This is a genomic window from Corticibacter populi, from assembly GCF_004217315.1.
GTDB lineage: Bacteria > Pseudomonadota > Gammaproteobacteria > Burkholderiales > Burkholderiaceae_C > Lampropedia > Lampropedia populi.
Window position 1 is genome coordinate 847648 of the sequence record NZ_SGWR01000001.1, and the last position, 19296, is coordinate 866943.

Genomic DNA, 19296 nt, shown 5'->3' on the forward strand with positions numbered 1-19296 from the left:
AAGAGCCTGGGCCGAACGGTCCAGACGATCAGGTCATCAGGTAAACAGGTAGCGGCAAATCGCCACTGAGGCAACGACGGCGACCACATCGGCGGTCAATGCCGCCAGCAGTGTGTGGCGGATACGCCGTACCTGCACGGCACCAAAATACACGGCCAGCACATAGAAGGTCGTCTCCGACGAGCCCATGATGGTGGAGACCAGATAGCCCACGTAGCTGTCCGGACCGATGGCCGGATCGGTCAGCGTGGCTGTCATCACCCCATACGCCCCCGAGCCCGACAGCGGCCGCAGCAAGGCCATCGGCAACGCCTCGGCCGGCAGGCCCAGCGGCGCCGTCACCACCGCCAGCGTGCCCACGATCACGTCCAGTGCGCCACTGGCGCGCAACATGCCGACCGCCACCAGAATCGCCACCAGGTAAGGCATGATGCGCAGCGCCACGCCAAAGCCGTCCTTCGCACCTTCGACAAACGCCTCGTAGATGCGCACACCCCGCAGCCAGCCGAAGACCAGAAAGCCCAGCATCATGGTCGGCACGATCCAGGGCGCGATCACCTTGCCCCAGAAAATCGTGGCAGGAATCGCCAGCACGATGCAGCCGAGCGCCAGGATACAGACCCAAAGCGGGTAGGCGCTGACGTCCTCTGCCGCGGCCTGCGTCGAAGCAGCCGGCAGCGCTACGGCTTGTGCATCAGCGACCCAGGGCCGGGCCATCGCCAGTTCCTCGGCCGTCGGCTGGCCCACCGGAAAGAAACGCTGGAACAGCAGCGCCGCGGCAATCGCCGCCAGCGTCGAAACCACCGTGGCAAACAAGGTGGTGGGCAGGATGCCGGCCGGATCCATCGAGCCCGAGGCGGCCCGGATCGCAATCACCTTGGCGGGCAGCAAGGTCACCCCCGAAGTGTTGATGGCCAGGAACATGGCCATGGCGTTGGTGGCGGTGCCAGGGCGCGGGTTGAGCGCATCGAGCGCCTGCATGGCGCGAATGCCGAACGGCGTGGCGGCGTTGCCCAGTCCCAGCGCATTGGCCGACATGTTCAGAATCATCGCCCCCATGGCCGGGTGGTTGGCCGGCACCTGCGGGAACAGCCGCACCATCAGAGGCCGGATCAACTTGGCAATGATGACCAGCATGCCGCCCTCCTCGGCCACCTTCATCAGGCCGAGGAACAGGGCCATCACCCCCACCAGACCAATGGCCAGCTCGATAGCGCCCGTGGCCGAGGCCACCATGCCGCTCGAGAGAGCCTCCATCGGGCTGGAGACCGCCTCAGCCCCATCCGACGGCACGAAATGCCACTGCCGCCATGCCGCTGCCGCAAAGGCAGTGACCACGATCAGCAGGAAGACGATGTTCATGGCACGTGTGGGTCAGTGATTCGGTCAGGCTGCAGCCTCGCTCACCCCGGTCAGTCGCCGTTCTGCGCGCGATGGCGCAGCGCATGGTCCATCAGCACCAGCGCCAGCAAGGCTTCGGCAATGGGCGCGGCACGGATGCCGACGCAGGGGTCGTGGCGCCCCTTGGTGACCACCTCGACCACGCTGCCATCGACATCGATCGACGGGCGTGGCGTCAGGATCGAACTGGTGGGCTTGATGGCGATCTTCACGTCGATGTCCTGCCCGGTGCTGATGCCGCCCAGAATGCCGCCCGCATGGTTGCTGGCGAACCCTTCGGGAGCGATGGCATCGCCGTGCTCGCTGCCAAGCTGGCGCGCACTGGCGAAACCCGCGCCGATCTCCACGCCCTTGACGGCATTGAGGCCCATCATCACATAGGCGATGTCGGCATCGAGCTTGTCATAAAGCGGCTCGCCCCACCCGGCCGGCACGCCGCGGGCAATGACACGGATCACCGCACCGCAGGAATTGCCACTCTTGCGCAGGCCATCCATGTACTGCTCAAGGGCCTCGGTGTCATGCACCGGTGCAAAAAATGGGTTCTGCCCCACGTAGTCCATCGACTCGAAGGGGATGTCGATGCAGCCCAGTTGCGTCATGAAACCATGGAACTGCGTGCCATGGTGCTCGGCCAGCCATTTCTTGGCCACCGCGCCCGCCGCCACCGTAGGTGCCGTCAACCGCGCCGACGAGCGCCCACCGCCGCGCGGATCACGGATGCCGTACTTGTTCCAGTAGGTGTAATCGGCATGGCCCGGGCGAAACTGCCGGGCGATCTCGCCATAGTCCTTGCTGCGCTGATCGGTGTTGCGGATCAGCAGCGCGATCGGTGTGCCGGTGGTCTGGCCTTCATAAACGCCCGAAAGAATCTCGACCGCATCGGGCTCATTGCGCTGCGTCACGAAGCGGCTGGTGCCCGGACGCCGGCGATCGAGCTCCTGCTGGATGTCGGCCTCCGCCAGCGACATGCCCGGCGGGCAGCCGTCTATCACGCAGCCGATGGCCGGGCCGTGGGACTCACCGAAGTTGGTGACGCGAAAAAGGGTTCCTAGGGTGCTGCCGCTCATAGTGAACCGCATTATCGCCTCATCATCCTTTGCCGGCGCCATCCTCTGATGTGACTGCAACTTCTTCAACAGCAATCACTCGCGATGGACGAAGAAGCAATGACTCACATTAGCAATCTGTTGTAAGTCGACGACAGTTGGCTGGAAGCAAGCATCAATCCATAGTGTTTGCCATCCAGAACTCACACAAAACCAGCCTCAACATTGAGACTTATTTCTATTTTTATTACAATTTTTGGCACTTTCAATGGAACCATCAGGAGCCGCTCGTACCATGCCTATCCCATCCGTATCCCACAGCCACCGTCGCCGTCTGATCTCGGTCGCCGTAGCCTCCTGCCTTTCCGCGTCCGCCATGAGCGCGATGGCGCAAGCCACCGACGAAGTGCAGCAACTCAATGAGGTCTCGGTGCTGGGCACCGCGGAAGACGAAGTGAAACAATCGCTGGGCTCATCCGTCATCACAAGCGAAGATATCGACAAGCGTCCACCAGCGAACGACATCTCGGAACTGGTACGTACCCAGCCTGGCGTGAACTTGACCGGAAACAGTTCTTCCGGTCAGTACGGCAACAATCGGCAAATCGACCTGCGCGGCATGGGTCCAGAGAACACCTTGATCCTGATTGACGGCAAGCCAGTGCTATCGCGTGAAGGCGTACGGATGGGACGCAGCGGCGAACGCGACACCCGTGGCGATTCGAACTGGGTTCCCGCCGAGTCTATCGAACGCATCGAAGTCATCCGCGGGCCGGCTGCAGCACGCTATGGCTCCGGCGCGGCCGGTGGCGTGGTCAACATCATCACCAAGAAGCCAGGCGATAAGTTCACCGGTTCCGTGACTGCTTATGCCGACTTCCCCCAACATGGAGAGGAGCAGGACACACGGCGTCTGGGCTTCAACCTTTCGGGCCCGGTAGCAAAGGACTTGTCGTTTCGCGTGTACGGAAACGTCGCGAAGACCAGTGCCGACGAACCCGGGCTGAACGCTGCGGCCTCCGGAGTGGACCTGACAGACTCCACCGTTCCCCCTGCCGGTCGGGAGGGTGTGCGCAACCGCGACATCAATGGCTTGCTGCGCTGGGACCTGACGCCCGAGCAAGTGCTGGAATTCGAGGCCGGCTTCAGCCGCCAAGGCAACATCTACGCTGGGGAACGTCCCATCAGCGCCAGCGGCAATGACATGATTGCCGAACTGGCCAATGCGGGAGCAGAAACCAACAGCACCATTCGCCGCACCGCCTCCGTTACGCACCGCGGCCGCTGGGGCAAGAACAGTTCGCGCACGCTGCTGCAGTACGAAGGCACGGACCGCCGCTATGCTCCCACCGGGCTGGCTGGTAGCGGCGAAGGCACGATCAACTCCACCGACAAGGTCAAGTCGGAACTGGAAAACACCTTCTTCCAGTCCGAATTAAACACGCCACTGGCGCTGGCCGGCAAGAACCAAGTCGTGACATGGGGCGTCGAGGCTCGGCACCAGAGCCTGGACGATCCGTTTGCAGTCACTCAATCCGCCAGTTCCGGCGGCGGCGTCCCGGGTCTCGGCAACGACCGCGACGGCTCGTCCAGCGCCACTTCATGGGCTTTGTACCTGGAGGACAACATCGAGATGACCAATACCCTGATCCTGACGCCGGGCGTACGTTTCGACCACCACGACGACTTCGGCAACAATTGGAGCCCCAGCCTGAACGCCTCGTGGTATCTGAGCGACACGATCAGTCTCAAGGGCGGCATTGCCCGCGCTTTCAAGGCACCCAACCTGTACCAGTCCAATCCGAACTATCTGTACTACACGATGGGCAATGGCTGCCCGTCCAATTACCCCAATCAGGGTGGCGGCTGCTATATCCAAGGCAATGACAATTTGAAGGCCGAGACCAGCGTCAACAAGGAAATCGGTATCGCCTTCAACGGAGCAACCGGTTTGGATGCCAGCCTGACGTATTTCCACAATGACTACAAGAACAAGATCCATGCGGACATGTTTGATCAGGGATCCCCGGCCAGTTCCGGCAACTCGCGAATCTTCCGCTGGAGCAATGCGGCCAAGGCGGTGGTTCAAGGATTCGAAGGCAATCTGAATGTGCCGCTGCTAGGCCAGCATGGCGACAAACTGAAGCTGATCAACAACTTCACCTACATGATTGAGAACAAGAACAAAACCACCGACCAGCCGTTGTCGATCATTCCGAAGTACACCATCAACAGCACGCTGGACTGGCAGATCGATCCGCAGTGGTCCGCCCAGCTGACCGCCACCTTCTATGGCAAACAGGAGCCCCGAAGCCTCACCCAAGGCGGCGCAAATGCCACTGGTGACGCACTCAACGAACGTGGCTCATACCACCTGTTCGGCCTCGCTACGCAATACAAACTGAACAAGAACCTGCGTGCCAACGTCGGCGTCAAAAACCTGTTCGACAAGCGCCTGTTCCGCGAAAGCGTCTCTTCCGGCGCCGGTGCAGCGACATACAACGAACCCGGCCGCGCCTACTACCTGTCGCTAACAGCATCGTTCTAACCAACTGGTTCAGTCGCCTTGCGCTGTTCAGCGGCCAAGGCCTCCAAAGGACCACGGCTTGCGCACCGCGCTGGTCGTGGTCTTTTTCATAGTATGTTCAGGTTATGCAGAACGCCCAACGCCCAAACTTGGAAAACGGTGCCTATGTCACCGATGTCACCTATCCCGCCCAGTTTGTCAGGGAACTCATGCCGTTGTGGCTCGGCAGCACACTGACCTCACTGGGACGCCTCGCACCGGATGTTGATCAAGCGTTTGATTGGCTTGAGCTGGGCTGCGGCGCGGGGCTGAGCACGCTGGTGGCCGCCGCCAACCATCCCGCGGCCCATTTCACCGGCATCGACCTCAGCCAACGGGAAATCGAACGGGCCACTGCTCTGGCGACGCGGGCTGGGCTTGCCAACGTCGATTTCATCTGCCAGAGTATCGAGGCCGCAGCCGATGCCGAAAACAGCACATCGCCACCGAAGCGAGACTTCATCGTCTGCAACGGGGTCTACTCCTGGGTCGGCGAGCCCGTCCGCAAGGCCGTTGAACGCATCGTCGCGCAGCAACTCAGGCCTAGCGGTGTGGCCTACCTGTCGTACATGAGCCAACCAGGCGCCGCCTCATTCAGCGCTGCACAGCGGTTACTGCGTCTGATGGCGCGTGGTCACCCAGGCGACAGCGCCGCCCAGGCCCGCAACGGCATGAATCTGTTGCTGAGCCTAGAGCAGGCCGGCGCAGGTTACTTTGTCGAACATCCCGCCGCCGCCCGTGACATGCAACAAGCCAGCGCCGGCAGCGATGCTGCCTTGGCGCATGAGTATCTGAACGAGCACTGGCAGGCTTTTCATGCTGCCGACATCTTGCAGAGCTTTACCAGCATTGGCTGCGAATGGGCCGGCAGCGCCATGCCTCTGGACAACATCGATGCCGTTTCACTGCCGGCGCAGGTGCAACCCATCGTCCAGCAGTTGCGGCAACAAGGTGCGGACGCACTGTTGCTGGAGACTGTTCGGGATATCGCCCGCAACCAGAACTCGCGCATGGACATCTTTCAGAAGGCGCGATCATCACTTGCCACGAATCGTCTAGACCTGTCAGAGCATCGTCAGGCCCTGCTGCGGCAAAAAGTCATGCTGGCGCCACCGGCGCGGCTCGGCGAACTGACCAGCGGCCAACACCTGGTGCTATCGACACGTATCGGTCCGGTTGACATCCCGTTCGCCCAAGTCCAGCCTCTGCTTGAGGCGGTCCAAGACGCACCCAGAAGTTATGCCGAACTCGCATCGCTGCCGGCATACGCAGGCAACCCGGGCTTCATCAACCAGGTCCTGCAGGTTCTGGCCTGGGCGGGCTGGATTCGCTTTATCCGCTCTCCGACCTCGACCGATCTGGAAGAGATTGAGCAACGCTGCCAGCGGCTTCAGCAGGTGCTGAAGGATGCCGGTCTCGGTGATTGGCACATCGATGCCCATGCCGCTACGGCCATGCCTCAGGGCAGCGCCTGAACCGACTCGCCTGCCGAAATCAAGCCCCCTTCGCAGACTGGCAAAATAGCGGCCTGCGCGCTGCGCCGATCATCGGCAGCGCGCAGGCTGTCCTAAAAATTTCGCTGCCCAATGCTCCACACCACGCCACCACCACCTTTGCGCCTTTCCGGCCTGGAGCCGCTCCTCATCGACGAGAACAGCCTCTTCGTCAACATCGGCGAGCGCACCAACGTCACCGGCTCGAAGGCGTTCGCGCGCATGATCCTGAACGGCCAGTATGAAGAGGCGCTTGCCGTGGCGCGCCAGCAGGTCGAGAACGGCGCGCAGATCATCGACGTGAATATGGATGAGGCCATGCTCGACTCCAAGGCTGCGATGGTGCGCTTTTTGAACCTGATCGCCTCGGAGCCCGACATCGCGCGTGTGCCGATCATGGTCGATTCATCGAAGTGGGAGGTGATCGAGGCGGGTTTGCGCTGCATCCAGGGCAAGGGGATCGTCAATTCCATCTCGATGAAGGAAGGCGTCGAGAAATTCAAGCACGAGGCACGGCTGATCAAACGCTACGGCGCGGCGGCCGTGGTCATGGCCTTCGACGAAAAAGGCCAGGCCGACACCTATGCGCGCAAGATCGAGATTTGCGAGCGCGCCTATCGCATCCTGATCGATGAAGTAGCTTTCCCGCCCGAGGACATCATCTTCGATCCCAACATCTTCGCGGTGGCCACCGGCATCGAAGAGCACGACAACTACGCCGTCGAGTTCATCGAGGCGGTGCGCTGGATCAAGCAGCACCTGCCCGGCGCCAAGGTCTCGGGTGGCGTCTCCAACGTCAGTTTCAGCTTCCGCGGCAACGACCCGGTGCGCGAGGCCATCCACACCGTGTTCCTCTACCATGCGATTTCGGCTGGCATGGACATGGGCATCGTCAATGCCGGCATGGTCGGCGTCTATGACGACCTGGACCCCGAACTGCGCGAGCGCGTCGAGGACGTGATTCTCAACCGTCGCCCCGATGCCGGCGAACGATTGGTGGAGATCGCCGAGAACGCCAAGGGCAAAGCCAAGGACGACAGCAAGAAGTACGAATGGCGCGGCACGCCCGAGAATCCCGTGCCGGTCGAGAAGCGCCTGGCACATGCGCTGGTGCAGGGCATCACCGAGTTCATCACCGAGGACACCGAAGAGGCCTACCAGCAGATTCTCGCCAAGGGCGGGCGGCCGCTGCACGTCATCGAAGGGCCGCTGATGGACGGCATGAACATCGTCGGCGACCTGTTCGGCGCCGGCAAGATGTTCCTGCCGCAGGTGGTCAAGTCCGCCCGCGTGATGAAGCAGGCCGTGGCCCACCTGATTCCGTACATCGAGGAGGAAAAGCGCCTGATGCGCGAATCCGGCGCGGAGGTCAGGACCAACGGCAAGATCATCATGGCCACCGTCAAGGGCGACGTGCACGACATTGGCAAGAACATCGTCTCGGTGGTGCTCGAATGCAACAATTTCGAGGTCGTCAACATGGGCGTGATGGTGCCCTGCCACGAGATCCTCGCCAGGGCCAAGGAAGAAGGTGCCGACATCGTTGGCCTATCGGGCCTGATCACGCCCAGCCTGGAAGAAATGCAATACGTCGCCAGCGAGATGCAGAAGGACGGCTGGTTCAAGGAGCGCGGCATTCCACTGCTGATCGGCGGCGCCACCACCAGCCGTGTGCACACGGCTGTGAAGATCGCACCCCACTACGAAGGCCCGGTCGTCTACGTGCCCGATGCCTCGCGCAGCGTGGGTGTGGCGCAAAACCTGCTGGGCGATGGCGCGCGCAAGTTCATTGACGAGTTGCTGGCCGACTACGAAAAAGTGCGCAGGCAGCATGCCAACAAGAAACCGCTTGAGCTGTGGCCGCTGGCCAAGGCACGGGCCAACAAGACGCCGATCGACTGGCAGGCCTATCGGCCCACGGTGCCCCGCGCGCTGGGCCGGCGCATCTTCAGGAACCTTGATCTGGCCGAGTTGGAGCCCTTCATTGACTGGGGCCCGTTCTTCCAGACCTGGGACTTGGCTGGCCCCTTCCCCGCCATTCTGGAAGACGAAATCGTGGGCGAAGAAGCCACCCGGGTCTTTGCCGATGGCCAGGCCATGCTGCGCAGAATCATCGAAGGCCGCTGGCTCAAGGCCAGTGGCGTGGTCGGGCTGTACCCGGCCAACGTCGTGGGCGACGACGACATCGAGATCTATGCCGATGAATCGCGCGAGAAAGTGCTGATGACCTGGTATGGCCTGCGTCAGCAGGCCCCCAAGCAGGCCATCAATGGCGTGATGCGCCCGAGCCGCTGCCTTGCCGACTTCGTTGCGCCCAAGGCGTCCGGCGTGGCGGACTATGTCGGCCTGTTCGCCGTCACCGCCGGGCTCGACATGGAGAAGAAGGAGCAGGAATTCCAGCGCTCGCTGGACGACTACTCCGGCATCATGTTCAAGGCCCTGGCCGACCGCCTGGCGGAGGCCTTTGCCGAGTACCTGCACTGGCGCGTGCGCACCGACTTGTGGGGCTACGCCAGCGGCGAATCGCTCGGCAACGATGAGCTCATCGCCGAGAAGTACCAAGGCATCCGCCCTGCCCCGGGCTACCCCGCCTGCCCGGACCACAGTGCCAAGACACCGCTGTTCGAGACCCTGCAGGCCGGCGAGATCGGCATGAGCCTGACAGAGAGCCTGGCAATGTGGCCGGCGTCGAGCGTCAGCGGCTTCTACATCGCCCATCCCGAGAGCACCTATTTCACGCTCGGCAAGATCGGCGAGGACCAATTCCAGGACATAGTCCGGCGCCGCGGCATGGACGAGGCAAGCCTGCGGCAGCTGCTGGCACCGGTGCTGGCGGATTGAGATCGGGGCCGCGCCCGCTCGCGGTCCTTTTTGATTTCATATTCTCATTCATTTCATCGCTTCGTCATATTCGCTTCATACAGTGCGGCGCTGAGCATGCCGGGACTGGACACGCCAGCCCGCATGGTCCGTCGCAACGAAATGAACCACGAAGGAAGTAACACGATGACTGAGAAAGTCGCGCTTGGCATGCCTGCCATCGATCCGGACGAGATCGGCCACAACCGCACCGGGAACCTCTCCCTCAACGACATCGCCGCCGCCCGCATGAGCCGCCGCCGCCTGCTTGGCTGGGGTCTCGCCAGCGGCGGTGCCGCCCTGCTGGCCGCCTGTGGCGGCGACAGCGATGACGATGCCGTCACGCCCGTCAACCCCGATACGCCAAGCGGCCTCAAGCTCGGCTTCAATCCGGTTGCCAAGCACCTGAACGACGTGGTGACCGTGCCGGCCGGCTACACCGCCACCGTGTTGTATCGCCTCGGCGATCCGATTGCCAGCGACGTGGCGGCCTACCGCAACGACGGCTCCGATGACGCTCGCACATATGAGTACCGCGCCGGCGATCATCACGACGGCATGACCTTCTTCGGCATCGATGCTGCCGGCAAGTGGCACCCGAGCGCCAGCGACCGCGGACTGCTGGTGATGAACCACGAAGCCATCACGCCGATCTTCCTGCACCCCACGGGCCAGACCACCGAGGGCAGCGGTACCCAGGCGCGCCGCAGCAGCGCCGATGAGGTGCTGCGCGAGTTCTATCTGCATGGCGTCAGCGTGATCGAGGTGAGCAAGAACGCCTCCGGTCAATGGTCCTACGACCAGGCCTCGTTGTTCAACCGCCGCGTGCACACGCTGACCGAGATGAAGCTGTCCGGCCCGGTTGCCGGCACCGATCATGTCAGGACCAAGTACTCGCCCAACGGGGCCTATACCCGGGGCACCGTCAACAATTGCGCCAACGGCACCACGCCATGGGGTACCTACCTGACCTGCGAGGAAAACTGGGCCGGCTACTTCCGCCTGGTCAACAAGGATGGCCACGGCGCACGCGAACTGGCCAGCTTCGGCCGTTACGGCGTCAACGGCGCCGGCCGTGAACTGTGGGCCACCGTTGCCGACGAGGACCTGTACAACCGCTGGAATGCCGAGGTGCGTGGCGCCAGCGCCACGCAGGACTACCGCAACGGGCCATTCACCTATGGCTGGGTGGTCGAGATTGATCCGTTCAACCCGAACAGCACGCCCAAGAAGCGCACCGCGCTGGGCCGTTTCGGCCACGAGGGCGCGGCGCTGGGGCCGGTCGAGGCCGGCAAGCCGCTGGTCTGGTACATGGGCGACGACTCGCGCAGCGAATACCTGTACAAGTTCGTCTCCGACGCCGTCTGGGATCCGGCCGACATCGGAAAGGGCACGGCCGCCGGCGACAAGTACATGGACAAGGGCAGGCTCTACGTCGCCAGGTTCAATGAGGACGGCAGCGGCGAGTGGTTGCATCTGACGCTGGCCAACGCAGCCATCAGCGGCTACGCCGGCTACACCTTCGCCGACGAGGCCGACGTCTACATCAACGCGCGTTTCGCCGCCGACGCCTTGGGCGCCACCAAGATGGACCGCCCCGAGTGGACCTCCATCAACCCCAATACCGGGGACGTCTACCTGACGCTGACCAACAGCAACGCCAGCCATCGTCCGGTCGATGGCACCAATGCCGCCAACCCCCGCTCGTACAACGACCCGAAGGATGGCAAGGACCAGAAGGGCAACCCGAACGGCCACATCGTGCGCTTCGCCGATACCGGCAAGAATCCCGCCGCCACCAGCTTCCAGTGGGATGTGTACCTGTTCGGCGCGCGTTCGACCGCGCCGGAGAATGTCAACATATCGGCGCTGAGCGATGCCAACGACTTCTCCAGCCCCGATGGCCTGTGGTTCAGCGAAGCCAATCCCGGCCTGCTGTGGCTGGAAACCGACGACGGCGCCTATACCGACGTGACCAACTGCATGCTGCTGGCCGCGCTGCCCGGCGAGGTCGGCGATGGCAGTGCCGCAACCATCACCAACAGCGATGGCGAAAAGTCGGCCCAGCAGGCCACCTTCGTCGGCAAGCAGCCCGGCGACGAAGGCCTGCGCCGCTTCCTGGTCGGCCCGCTCGGCTGCGAGCTCACCGGTATTGCCGAATCCGGCGACGGCCGTGCGCTGTTCGTCAACATCCAGCATCCGGGCGAGGACACCGCCGACGCCGACATCGGTGATCCAAGCCAATTCCAAAGCCACTGGCCGGACGGCGGCAACAGTCGGCCGCGCTCGGCCACGCTGGTGATCACCCGCGACGACGGCGGTCCGGTCGGCCTCTGACCGGCTCGCGCCCGGCGCTCCGCCAACCATGCGCGGAGCTGAGAAAACAGTGGCCGCATGCGAAGGCATGCGGCCGCTTTCACATCAACAACGGACTGGCCTGTGCACAATGCCGCATCTCCGCCAGAAGGCCGGCACGTCCACGAGTTCTGCGATGAACCGAAAAAAAGCCGCGGCATCTGCATGCTGCGGCTTCTGGAATGGCGTTGCGGGTCGCGACCCGCGAGCGCCCTTGTGTCAGTGCTTGCGGCGATACTTGCGCAGCGCGGCAATCTGGGCAGCCAGCACGGCCAGCTCGGACTGGGCGGCAGCCAGATCGATCGAATCCTTGGCGTTGCGCAGCGCGTCCTCGGCGGCCTGCTTGGCCTTCTGCGCCTTTTCCTCATCCAGGTCGGAGCCTCGCACGGCAGTGTCCGACAGCACGGTCACGCAATCGGGCTGCACTTCCAGGATGCCACCGGCCACGAACACGAACTCCTCCGTGCCATCAGGCAGCTCGATGCGCACGGAACCCGGCTTGATGCGGGTGATCAGCGGGACATGGCGGGGCAGAATGCCCAGCTCGCCCGACTCGCCCGGCAGCGCCACGAACTTGGCCTCGCCAGAGAAAATCGATTCCTCGGCGCTGACCACATCGACGTGAATGGTGCTCATTGGCTTTCCTTCTCAATGGGGTGAATGGCAAGGCCGGGCGCCGCGGCGCATCCGGCCTGCCAACGGGGCATCAAGCCAGCTTCTTGGCCTTCTCGATGGCTTCGTCGATGGTGCCAACCATGTAGAACGCCTGCTCGGGCAGGTGATCCACTTCGCCGTTGGTGATCATCTTGAAGCCGCGGATGGTTTCCGACAGCGGCACATACTTGCCGGGTGCGCCGGTGAACACTTCGGCCACGTGGAACGGCTGCGACAGGAAACGCTGGATCTTGCGGGCGCGGGCCACCGTCAGCTTGTCTTCCGGTGCCAGTTCGTCCATACCCAGAATCGCGATGATGTCGCGCAGTTCCTTGTAGCGCTGCAGCGTGCCTTGCACCGAACGGGCCACCTGGTAGTGTTCCTCGCCGACCACGGCCGGGTCGAGCTGGCGGCTGGTCGAGTCGAGCGGATCGACGGCGGGATAGATACCCAGCGCAGCGATGTCACGCGAGAGTACCACCGTGGAGTCCAAGTGGGCGAAGGTGGTGGCAGGCGACGGGTCGGTCAAGTCATCGGCCGGCACGTACACGGCCTGGATCGAGGTGATCGAGCCGGTCTTGGTCGAGGTGATGCGCTCTTGCAACTTGCCCATTTCCTCGGCCAGCGTCGGCTGGTAGCCCACAGCCGACGGCATGCGGCCCAGCAGTGCCGAAACTTCGGTACCGGCCAGCGTGTAGCGGTAGATGTTGTCCACGAAGAACAGCACGTCACGGCCTTCGTCACGGAAGGACTCGGCGATGGTCAGGCCCGTGAGGGCCACGCGCAGACGGTTGCCCGGCGGCTCGTTCATCTGGCCGTAGACCATGGACACCTTCGATTCGGCCAGGTTCTCCTGGTTCACCACCTTGGCATCCGACATTTCATGGTAGAAGTCGTTGCCTTCGCGGGTACGCTCGCCCACGCCGGCGAACACCGACAGGCCCGAGTGCGCCTTGGCGATGTTGTTGATGAGCTCCATCATGTTGACGGTCTTGCCCACGCCGGCACCACCGAACAGGCCCACCTTGCCGCCCTTGGCGAACGGGCAGACCAAGTCAATCACCTTGATGCCGGTTTCCAGCAGTTCCTGCGACGGCGACAGCTCGTCATAGGCCGGGGCCTTGCGGTGGATCGAAGCGGTGTGCGCCTGGTCAACCGGGCCGCGCTCGTCGATCGGGTTGCCGAGCACGTCCATGATACGGCCCAGCGTGGCGGGACCGACTGGCACGGTGATCGGGTTGCCGGTGTTGACCACCGTCAGACCGCGACGCAGGCCGTCGGACGAACCCAGCGCGATGGTGCGCACCACGCCGTCGCCAAGCTGCTGCTGCACTTCCAGTGTCAGCGGCGAGCCTTCGAGCTTGAGCGCGTCATACACGTTCGGTACGGACCCATGGGCAAACTCCACGTCCACCACGGCGCCAATACACTGAACAATCTTTCCTTCTGCTTGAGCCATTTGTGTTCCCAATCAATCTATATGTTTAAACGGCGGCCGCACCGGCGACGATCTCGGAGAGCTCCGTGGTGATCGCTGCCTGACGTGTCTTGTTGTAGACGAGCTTGAGTTCGTTGATCACGTTGCCGGCATTGTCCGTGGCCGCCTTCATGGCCACCATGCGGGCCGACTGCTCGGAAGCCATGTTGTCGGCAACAGCCTGGTAGATCAGCGATTCGACGTAACGCACCAGCAATTCATCGATGACGGATTGGGCATCCGGCTCATAGATGTAGTCCCAGTCGTTCTTCTTGCCCGTGGTCTCCAGGTGCTGCGGCTGCAGCGGCAGCAACTGCTCGACCACCGCTTCCTGGCGCATGGTGTTGATGAAGCGGGTGTAGCTCAGGTACACCGCGCTGATCTCACCGGCCACATACGCATCGAGCAACACCTTGACCGGACCGATCAGGGCCTCCAGGCGCGGGGCATCGCCCAGGCCGGTGGCATTGGCCACCACGGTGGCGCCGATGCGGTTGAGAAAGCCCAGGCCCTTGTTGCCAATGGCCACGGCGCGCACCGCGTCACCCTTGCCCTGCAACTCGGTGATCTTGTTGGTGACGGCACGCAGCACGTTGGTGTTGAGGCCGCCGCACAGTCCCTTGTCGGTTGTCACCACAATCACGCCAGCGGCCTTGGCATCGTTCTCCACCATGAAGGGGTGGCGATACTCGGGGTTGGCTTCCGCCAAGTGGGCGGCGATGTTGCGGATCTTGTCGCTGTAGGGACGTGCAGCCTGCATGCGCTCCTGCGCCTTGCGCATCTTGGACGCGGCCACCATTTCCATGGCTTTGGTGATCTTCTTGGTGTTTTCCACCGATTTGATCTTGCCGCGTATTTCCTTTCCTGCTGCCATAGAAAACTCCTGTTAGTGACGCACTGCCCGCAATCAGGCGAACGACTTCTTGAAGGATTCGATGGCGGCGGTCAGTTCGGCTTCCGAGTCCTTGTCCAGCGCCTTTTTCTCCAGCAGCTTGTCCAGCAGCGCGCCGTAGGAAGTCTGCAGGTACTGGTGCAGGCCCTTTTCGAAGTCCAGCACGCGCTTGACGTCGATGTCGTCCAGATAGCCCTTGTTGACGGCGAACAGCGAAGCGCCCATCAGCGCGATGTTCAGCGGGCTGTACTGCGCCTGCTTGAGCAATTCGGTCACGCGGGCACCGCGGTCGAGCTGCTTGCGGGTTGCCTCGTCCAGATCGGAAGCGAACTGCGCGAAGGCCGCCAGTTCACGGTACTGCGCCAGATCGGTACGGATACCGCCCGAGAGGCTCTTGATCAGCTTGGTCTGGGCCGCACCACCGACGCGCGAGACCGAGATACCGGCGTTGATGGCGGGGCGGATACCGGCATTGAACAGGTTCGTTTCCAGGAAGATCTGGCCATCGGTGATCGAGATCACGTTGGTCGGCACGAAGGCGGAGACGTCACCGGCCTGGGTTTCGATGATCGGCAGCGCCGTCAGCGAACCGGTCTGGCCCTTGACCTCACCTTTGGTGAACTCTTCCACGTAGTGGGCGCTGACGCGGGCTGCACGCTCGAGCAGGCGTGAGTGCAGATAGAACACGTCGCCCGGGTAGGCTTCGCGGCCGGGCGGGCGGCGCAGCAGCAGCGAGACCTGGCGGTAGGCCACGGCCTGCTTGGACAGATCGTCATAAACGATCAGCGCGTCCTGGCCGCGATCGCGGAAGTATTCACCCATCGTGCAGCCGGAATAGGCCGACACGTACTGCATGGCGGCGGATTCGGAAGCCGTGGCGGCGACCACGATGGTGTAGTCCATCGCACCGGCCTGCTCCAGCGCCCGCACCACGTTCTTGATCGAGGAAGCCTTCTGGCCGATCGCCACGTAGATGCAGGTGACGCCCTGGCCCCTCTGGTTGATGATGGCGTCGATGGCGACGGCGGTCTTGCCGGTCTGGCGGTCGCCGATGATCAGCTCGCGCTGGCCACGGCCGATCGGCACCATCGCGTCAATGGACTTCAGGCCGGTCTGCAGCGGCTGGTCGACCGACTGGCGCGCGATCACGCCGGGCGCGACCTTTTCGATCACGTCGGTCAACTTGGCATCGATCGGCCCTTTGCCGTCGATCGGCTGGCCCAGCGCATTGACCACGCGGCCGATCAACTCGGGGCCCACGGGCACTTCCAGAATGCGACCCGTGCACTTGACGGTATTGCCTTCGGAGATGTGCTCGTAAGCCCCCAGGATCACGGCACCGACGGAATCGCGCTCGAGGTTCAGTGCCAGGCCGTAGGTGGGCTGGCCGCTGGCGTCGGCAGGGAATTCCAGCATTTCGCCTTGCATCACCTCGGAGAGGCCATGCACGCGCACGATACCGTCGGTCACGGAGACCACGGTGCCCTGGTTGCGCACGTCGGCACTGGATTCCAGGCCTTCGATGCGGCTTTTGATCAGCTCGGAAATTTCTGCGGGATTGAGTTGCATGACTCGTTCCTTGTTGCTGTTAGGGACCTGTGCCAACGCCTTGTCAGGCAGTTAGCGCAGTTTTCATTTGTTCCAAACGGGCTTTGACGGAGGTGTCGAGCTCCTCATCACCCACGACGACCCGGACTCCACCGATCAGCGACTCGTCCAGTTGCACGGACAGGTTCAGCTTGCGGCCAAAGCGCTTCTCGAGTGTTTGACGCAATCCGTCGAGTTCGGCGTCCGAAATGGGGTACGCGCTGTACACCACGGCATCGGCAGCACCTTCCCGGCCATTGACAAGGTCATGGAACTGGGCTGCTACCTGCGGCAAGGCAGGCAGGCGCCCATTATCGATGACGATGGACAGGAGGTTGCGCACGGTTGCCGGCAAGTCCGCCTTCACAGCCCCTGCAAACAGGTCCAGCAACTGCTGACGGCTGACATTGGGACTATTGGCAATACGCTCCACATCGGGGTCCGCCGCGATCAATGCAAAAGCATCGAGCCACTGCTGCGCAGCAGCCGCATCGGCACCCGAAGTCGCCTTGAACAATGCCTCGGCATAAGGACGGGCGATTGTGGCCAGTTCTGCCATAAGTAAGCCCCCTCTTACAGTTCGGTTTTCAGACGATTGAGCAAATCGGCATGCACTTGGGCATTGACTTCGCGGCGCAGGATCTGTTCGGCACCACTGACGGCCAATACGGCCACCTGGTCACGCAGTGCCTCGCGGGCCTGCACCAGTTGCTGCTGGGCGTCGGCGTGCGCAGTGGCGACGATCTTGTCGGCTTCCACGTTGGCACGGCTCTTTGCTTCGTCGATGATGGCCTGGGCACGGCGCTCGGCATCGGCCAGCAGCGACGCGGTCTCGTTGCGAGATGCGGTCAGTTGCTGCTCGACGCGCTGATTCGCAGCGGCCAGCTCGGTCTTGGCCTTGTCGGCAGCGGCAAGACCATCGGCGATTTTCTGCGCCCTTTCATCCAGAGCCTTGGCGATCGGCGGCCACACGAATTTCATCGTGAACCACACCAGGATCAGAAAGACAATGGCCTGAAAGAACAGTGTTGAGTTGATATTCACGGCAACACCTTTCTTGCGTGGCGTTGAACGGAATCAGGCGAGGCCGGCGATGAAGGGGTTTGCGAATGCGAACAGCAGAGCAATGGCCACACCGATCAGGAAGGCGGCGTCGATCAGACCGGCCAGAATGAACATCTTGGTTTGCAGGTCGTTGATCAGCTCAGGCTGGCGTGCGGAAGACTCGAGGAACTTGCCGCCCATCAAGGCGATACCGATCGAAGCACCGATAGCGCCCAGACCGACGATCAGACCACAAGCCAGAGCGACCAAGCCGTTGATGTTGCCGATGATTTCCATGATTTATCCTTCAGTTAGTGGAGGTTGAAAAGAAAAGGGAAAGGGAAAAACGAAACCAGTGCCGCTGGCGGCCGGCCTGCCAGCCGCCAGCAAAAGGAAGAGCAGTGATCAGTGCGCGCTGTGCGCCTGACCCAGATAGATCAACGCCAGCATCATGAAGATGAATGCCTGCAGCGTGATCACCAGAATGTGGAAGATGGCCCAGATGGTACCGGCAACGACATGACCGACACCCAAAAGCGCGCCGCCAAACGAGAGTGCCGCATAGCCACCCATCAGCGCAATCAGCATGAACACCAGTTCACCAGCATACATGTTGCCGAAGAGCCGCATGCCGTGCGAAACCGTCTTGGAGACATATTCGATGATCTGCATCACCAGGTTCACAATGCCCAGGATGAAGGCAAAGATCGGATTCTTGCTGGTGCCGAACGGCGCCGTCACCAGTTCATGCGCCCAGCCGCCCACACCCTTGATCTTGACCGAGTAGTACAGGCACAGCAGCAGCACCGCGAACGAAAGGCCAAAGGTGGTGGAGAGGTCCGCCGTCGGCACGACACGCAGATAGGCATGATGCGGATCGCCACCAGCCGCCTCGTGCGCCTTGCCCCACAGATGTGGCAACAGATCGACTGGAATCAGGTCCATCGCGTTCATCACGAAGATCCAGAGAAACACCGTCAATGCCAGTGGAGCAATGAACTTGCGACTCTCGGCACTGTGGATGTTGGCCTTGGCCTGACCGTCGACCATCTCGACCAACAGCTCGACTGCGGCCTGGAAGCGCCCCGGCACACCGGGCGTGGCCTTGCGGGCCGCGCGCCACAGCACGAACAGCACCAGCGCGCCGAGAATCAGGCCGATGACGATCGAATCGATGTTGACGACGGAAAAGTCGACGATGAATCCCTGCTTGACATTGGTCCAGTTCTGCAAGTGGTGGACGATGTACTCGCTGGGGGTTGGTCCTTCTGCTCCTGCTGCCATAAGTCAACTCTTCTTCAAATCAGCCTGCACACTTCCGGAACGCGCCAGCCAGAGCGGCGCAATCCAGTACATATTGATTGTGACGATCACCCCAGCCAGCAACGCCAGCCAGACAACCTCACCCAAGACCACCGGCGCCAGCAACAACAGCATGACGCTCAGCATCAGTTTCACGAACTCCCAGACCACCAGCGCGGCAAGCGAATGCCCGCGCACGATGGCCATTGCAAACGGGAACGCTGGCAAGACAATGGCCAGCACACCATACGCAACGGACAGCGGCGCCGCGGAACTTTCCGCCAGCGACCAAGTCAGCATTACAGCCAGCCAGCCTGCCATGCACTGCCAGAGCAGCACCCGCGACGGAGAGACAGCCCGATGCCGCGACCGCCATGCTGCTGCCTGCCGCGCATCCAGCGGAGCCGGATGCGCTTCGTCGTCCTGCTCCTCATCACCAAGCCAAGGATCCCGGTCATTGTCACTGGTCACCATGGCTTCCGAAAGCGTTCAAGCAAAGTTTACAAACCTCGGCATTATAGGGGGGTTTTCCCGGCCTCCAGCAACAATGGCGTGCGATCTCGGCGGACTTTCCGCCCAACGCTTTGGCCCGCCCTGCCCGGCCACGGGGATCGGCC

At 62.5% G+C, this 19296-nt stretch carries 15 protein-coding genes; 4 read left to right on the forward strand and 11 right to left on the reverse strand.

Translation table 11 applies throughout. The annotated features are described in order from the left end of the window. Positions 1-36 precede the first annotated feature (36 nt). Together EV687_RS03830 and aroC are read right to left on the reverse strand one after the other, a co-directional pair. Positions 37-1362, reverse strand: coding sequence for a nucleoside recognition domain-containing protein (locus EV687_RS03830; RefSeq protein ID WP_122226515.1), 1326 nt, complete (start codon positions 1360-1362; stop codon positions 37-39). A gap of 50 nt (positions 1363-1412) precedes the next feature. Then, positions 1413-2471 carry a chorismate synthase gene (aroC, locus tag EV687_RS03835; protein WP_122226516.1) on the reverse strand — a complete coding sequence of 353 codons (1059 nt, stop codon included), beginning with the start codon at positions 2469-2471 and terminating at the stop codon, positions 1413-1415. 274 nt (positions 2472-2745) lie between these two features. Between aroC and EV687_RS03840 the strand changes: the two genes are divergently transcribed. The 4 genes from EV687_RS03840 (at position 2746) to EV687_RS03855 (ending at position 11705) form a co-directional block, all read left to right on the forward strand. Further along, positions 2746-4998: a FepA family TonB-dependent siderophore receptor gene (locus EV687_RS03840; protein WP_122226517.1), complete on the forward strand. Its 2253-nt coding sequence runs from the start codon at positions 2746-2748 to the stop codon at positions 4996-4998. Positions 4999-5126: 128 nt separating this feature from the next. Next, a complete protein-coding gene (locus EV687_RS03845) occupies positions 5127-6491 on the forward strand; it encodes a class I SAM-dependent methyltransferase (RefSeq protein ID WP_165392808.1) in 1365 nt (454 codons plus the stop codon). 111 nt (positions 6492-6602) lie between these two features. Beyond that, positions 6603-9350 carry a methionine synthase gene (metH, locus tag EV687_RS03850; protein ID WP_122226519.1) on the forward strand — a complete coding sequence of 916 codons (2748 nt, stop codon included), beginning with the start codon at positions 6603-6605 and terminating at the stop codon, positions 9348-9350. A gap of 165 nt (positions 9351-9515) precedes the next feature. Further along, positions 9516-11705, forward strand: coding sequence for a PhoX family protein (locus EV687_RS03855; protein ID WP_122226520.1), 2190 nt, complete (start codon positions 9516-9518; stop codon positions 11703-11705). Between the two features lie 237 nt (positions 11706-11942). Here EV687_RS03855 and EV687_RS03860 read toward each other — a convergent pair whose 3' ends face one another. The 9 genes from EV687_RS03860 to EV687_RS03900 all read right to left on the reverse strand — a co-directional run bounded on the left by EV687_RS03860 (position 11943) and on the right by EV687_RS03900 (position 19153). Then, positions 11943-12359 (reverse strand): F0F1 ATP synthase subunit epsilon, encoded by a 417-nt coding sequence (locus EV687_RS03860; RefSeq protein WP_122226521.1) that lies wholly within the window; start codon positions 12357-12359, stop codon positions 11943-11945. A 70-nt stretch (positions 12360-12429) separates the two neighbouring features. Continuing rightward, positions 12430-13836: a F0F1 ATP synthase subunit beta gene (atpD, locus tag EV687_RS03865; protein WP_122226522.1), complete on the reverse strand. Its 1407-nt coding sequence runs from the start codon at positions 13834-13836 to the stop codon at positions 12430-12432. Between the two features lie 25 nt (positions 13837-13861). Continuing rightward, positions 13862-14728 carry a F0F1 ATP synthase subunit gamma gene (gene atpG / locus EV687_RS03870; protein WP_122226523.1) on the reverse strand — a complete coding sequence of 289 codons (867 nt, stop codon included), beginning with the start codon at positions 14726-14728 and terminating at the stop codon, positions 13862-13864. A 33-nt stretch (positions 14729-14761) separates the two neighbouring features. After that, positions 14762-16315 carry a F0F1 ATP synthase subunit alpha gene (atpA, locus tag EV687_RS03875; protein WP_122226524.1) on the reverse strand — a complete coding sequence of 518 codons (1554 nt, stop codon included), beginning with the start codon at positions 16313-16315 and terminating at the stop codon, positions 14762-14764. Between the two features lie 43 nt (positions 16316-16358). After that, positions 16359-16892: a F0F1 ATP synthase subunit delta gene (locus EV687_RS03880; RefSeq protein ID WP_122226525.1), complete on the reverse strand. Its 534-nt coding sequence runs from the start codon at positions 16890-16892 to the stop codon at positions 16359-16361. Positions 16893-16906: 14 nt separating this feature from the next. After that, positions 16907-17377 (reverse strand): F0F1 ATP synthase subunit B, encoded by a 471-nt coding sequence (locus EV687_RS03885; protein ID WP_122226526.1) that lies wholly within the window; start codon positions 17375-17377, stop codon positions 16907-16909. Positions 17378-17410: 33 nt separating this feature from the next. Beyond that, complete coding sequence (atpE, locus tag EV687_RS03890) at positions 17411-17665, reverse strand: F0F1 ATP synthase subunit C (protein ID WP_122227178.1); 255 nt, start codon at positions 17663-17665, stop codon at positions 17411-17413. A 117-nt stretch (positions 17666-17782) separates the two neighbouring features. Next, positions 17783-18661, reverse strand: coding sequence for a F0F1 ATP synthase subunit A (atpB, locus tag EV687_RS03895; protein ID WP_122226527.1), 879 nt, complete (start codon positions 18659-18661; stop codon positions 17783-17785). Positions 18662-18664: 3 nt separating this feature from the next. Next, complete coding sequence (locus tag EV687_RS03900) at positions 18665-19153, reverse strand: ATP synthase subunit I (protein WP_122226528.1); 489 nt, start codon at positions 19151-19153, stop codon at positions 18665-18667. Positions 19154-19296: the final 143 nt, after the last annotated feature.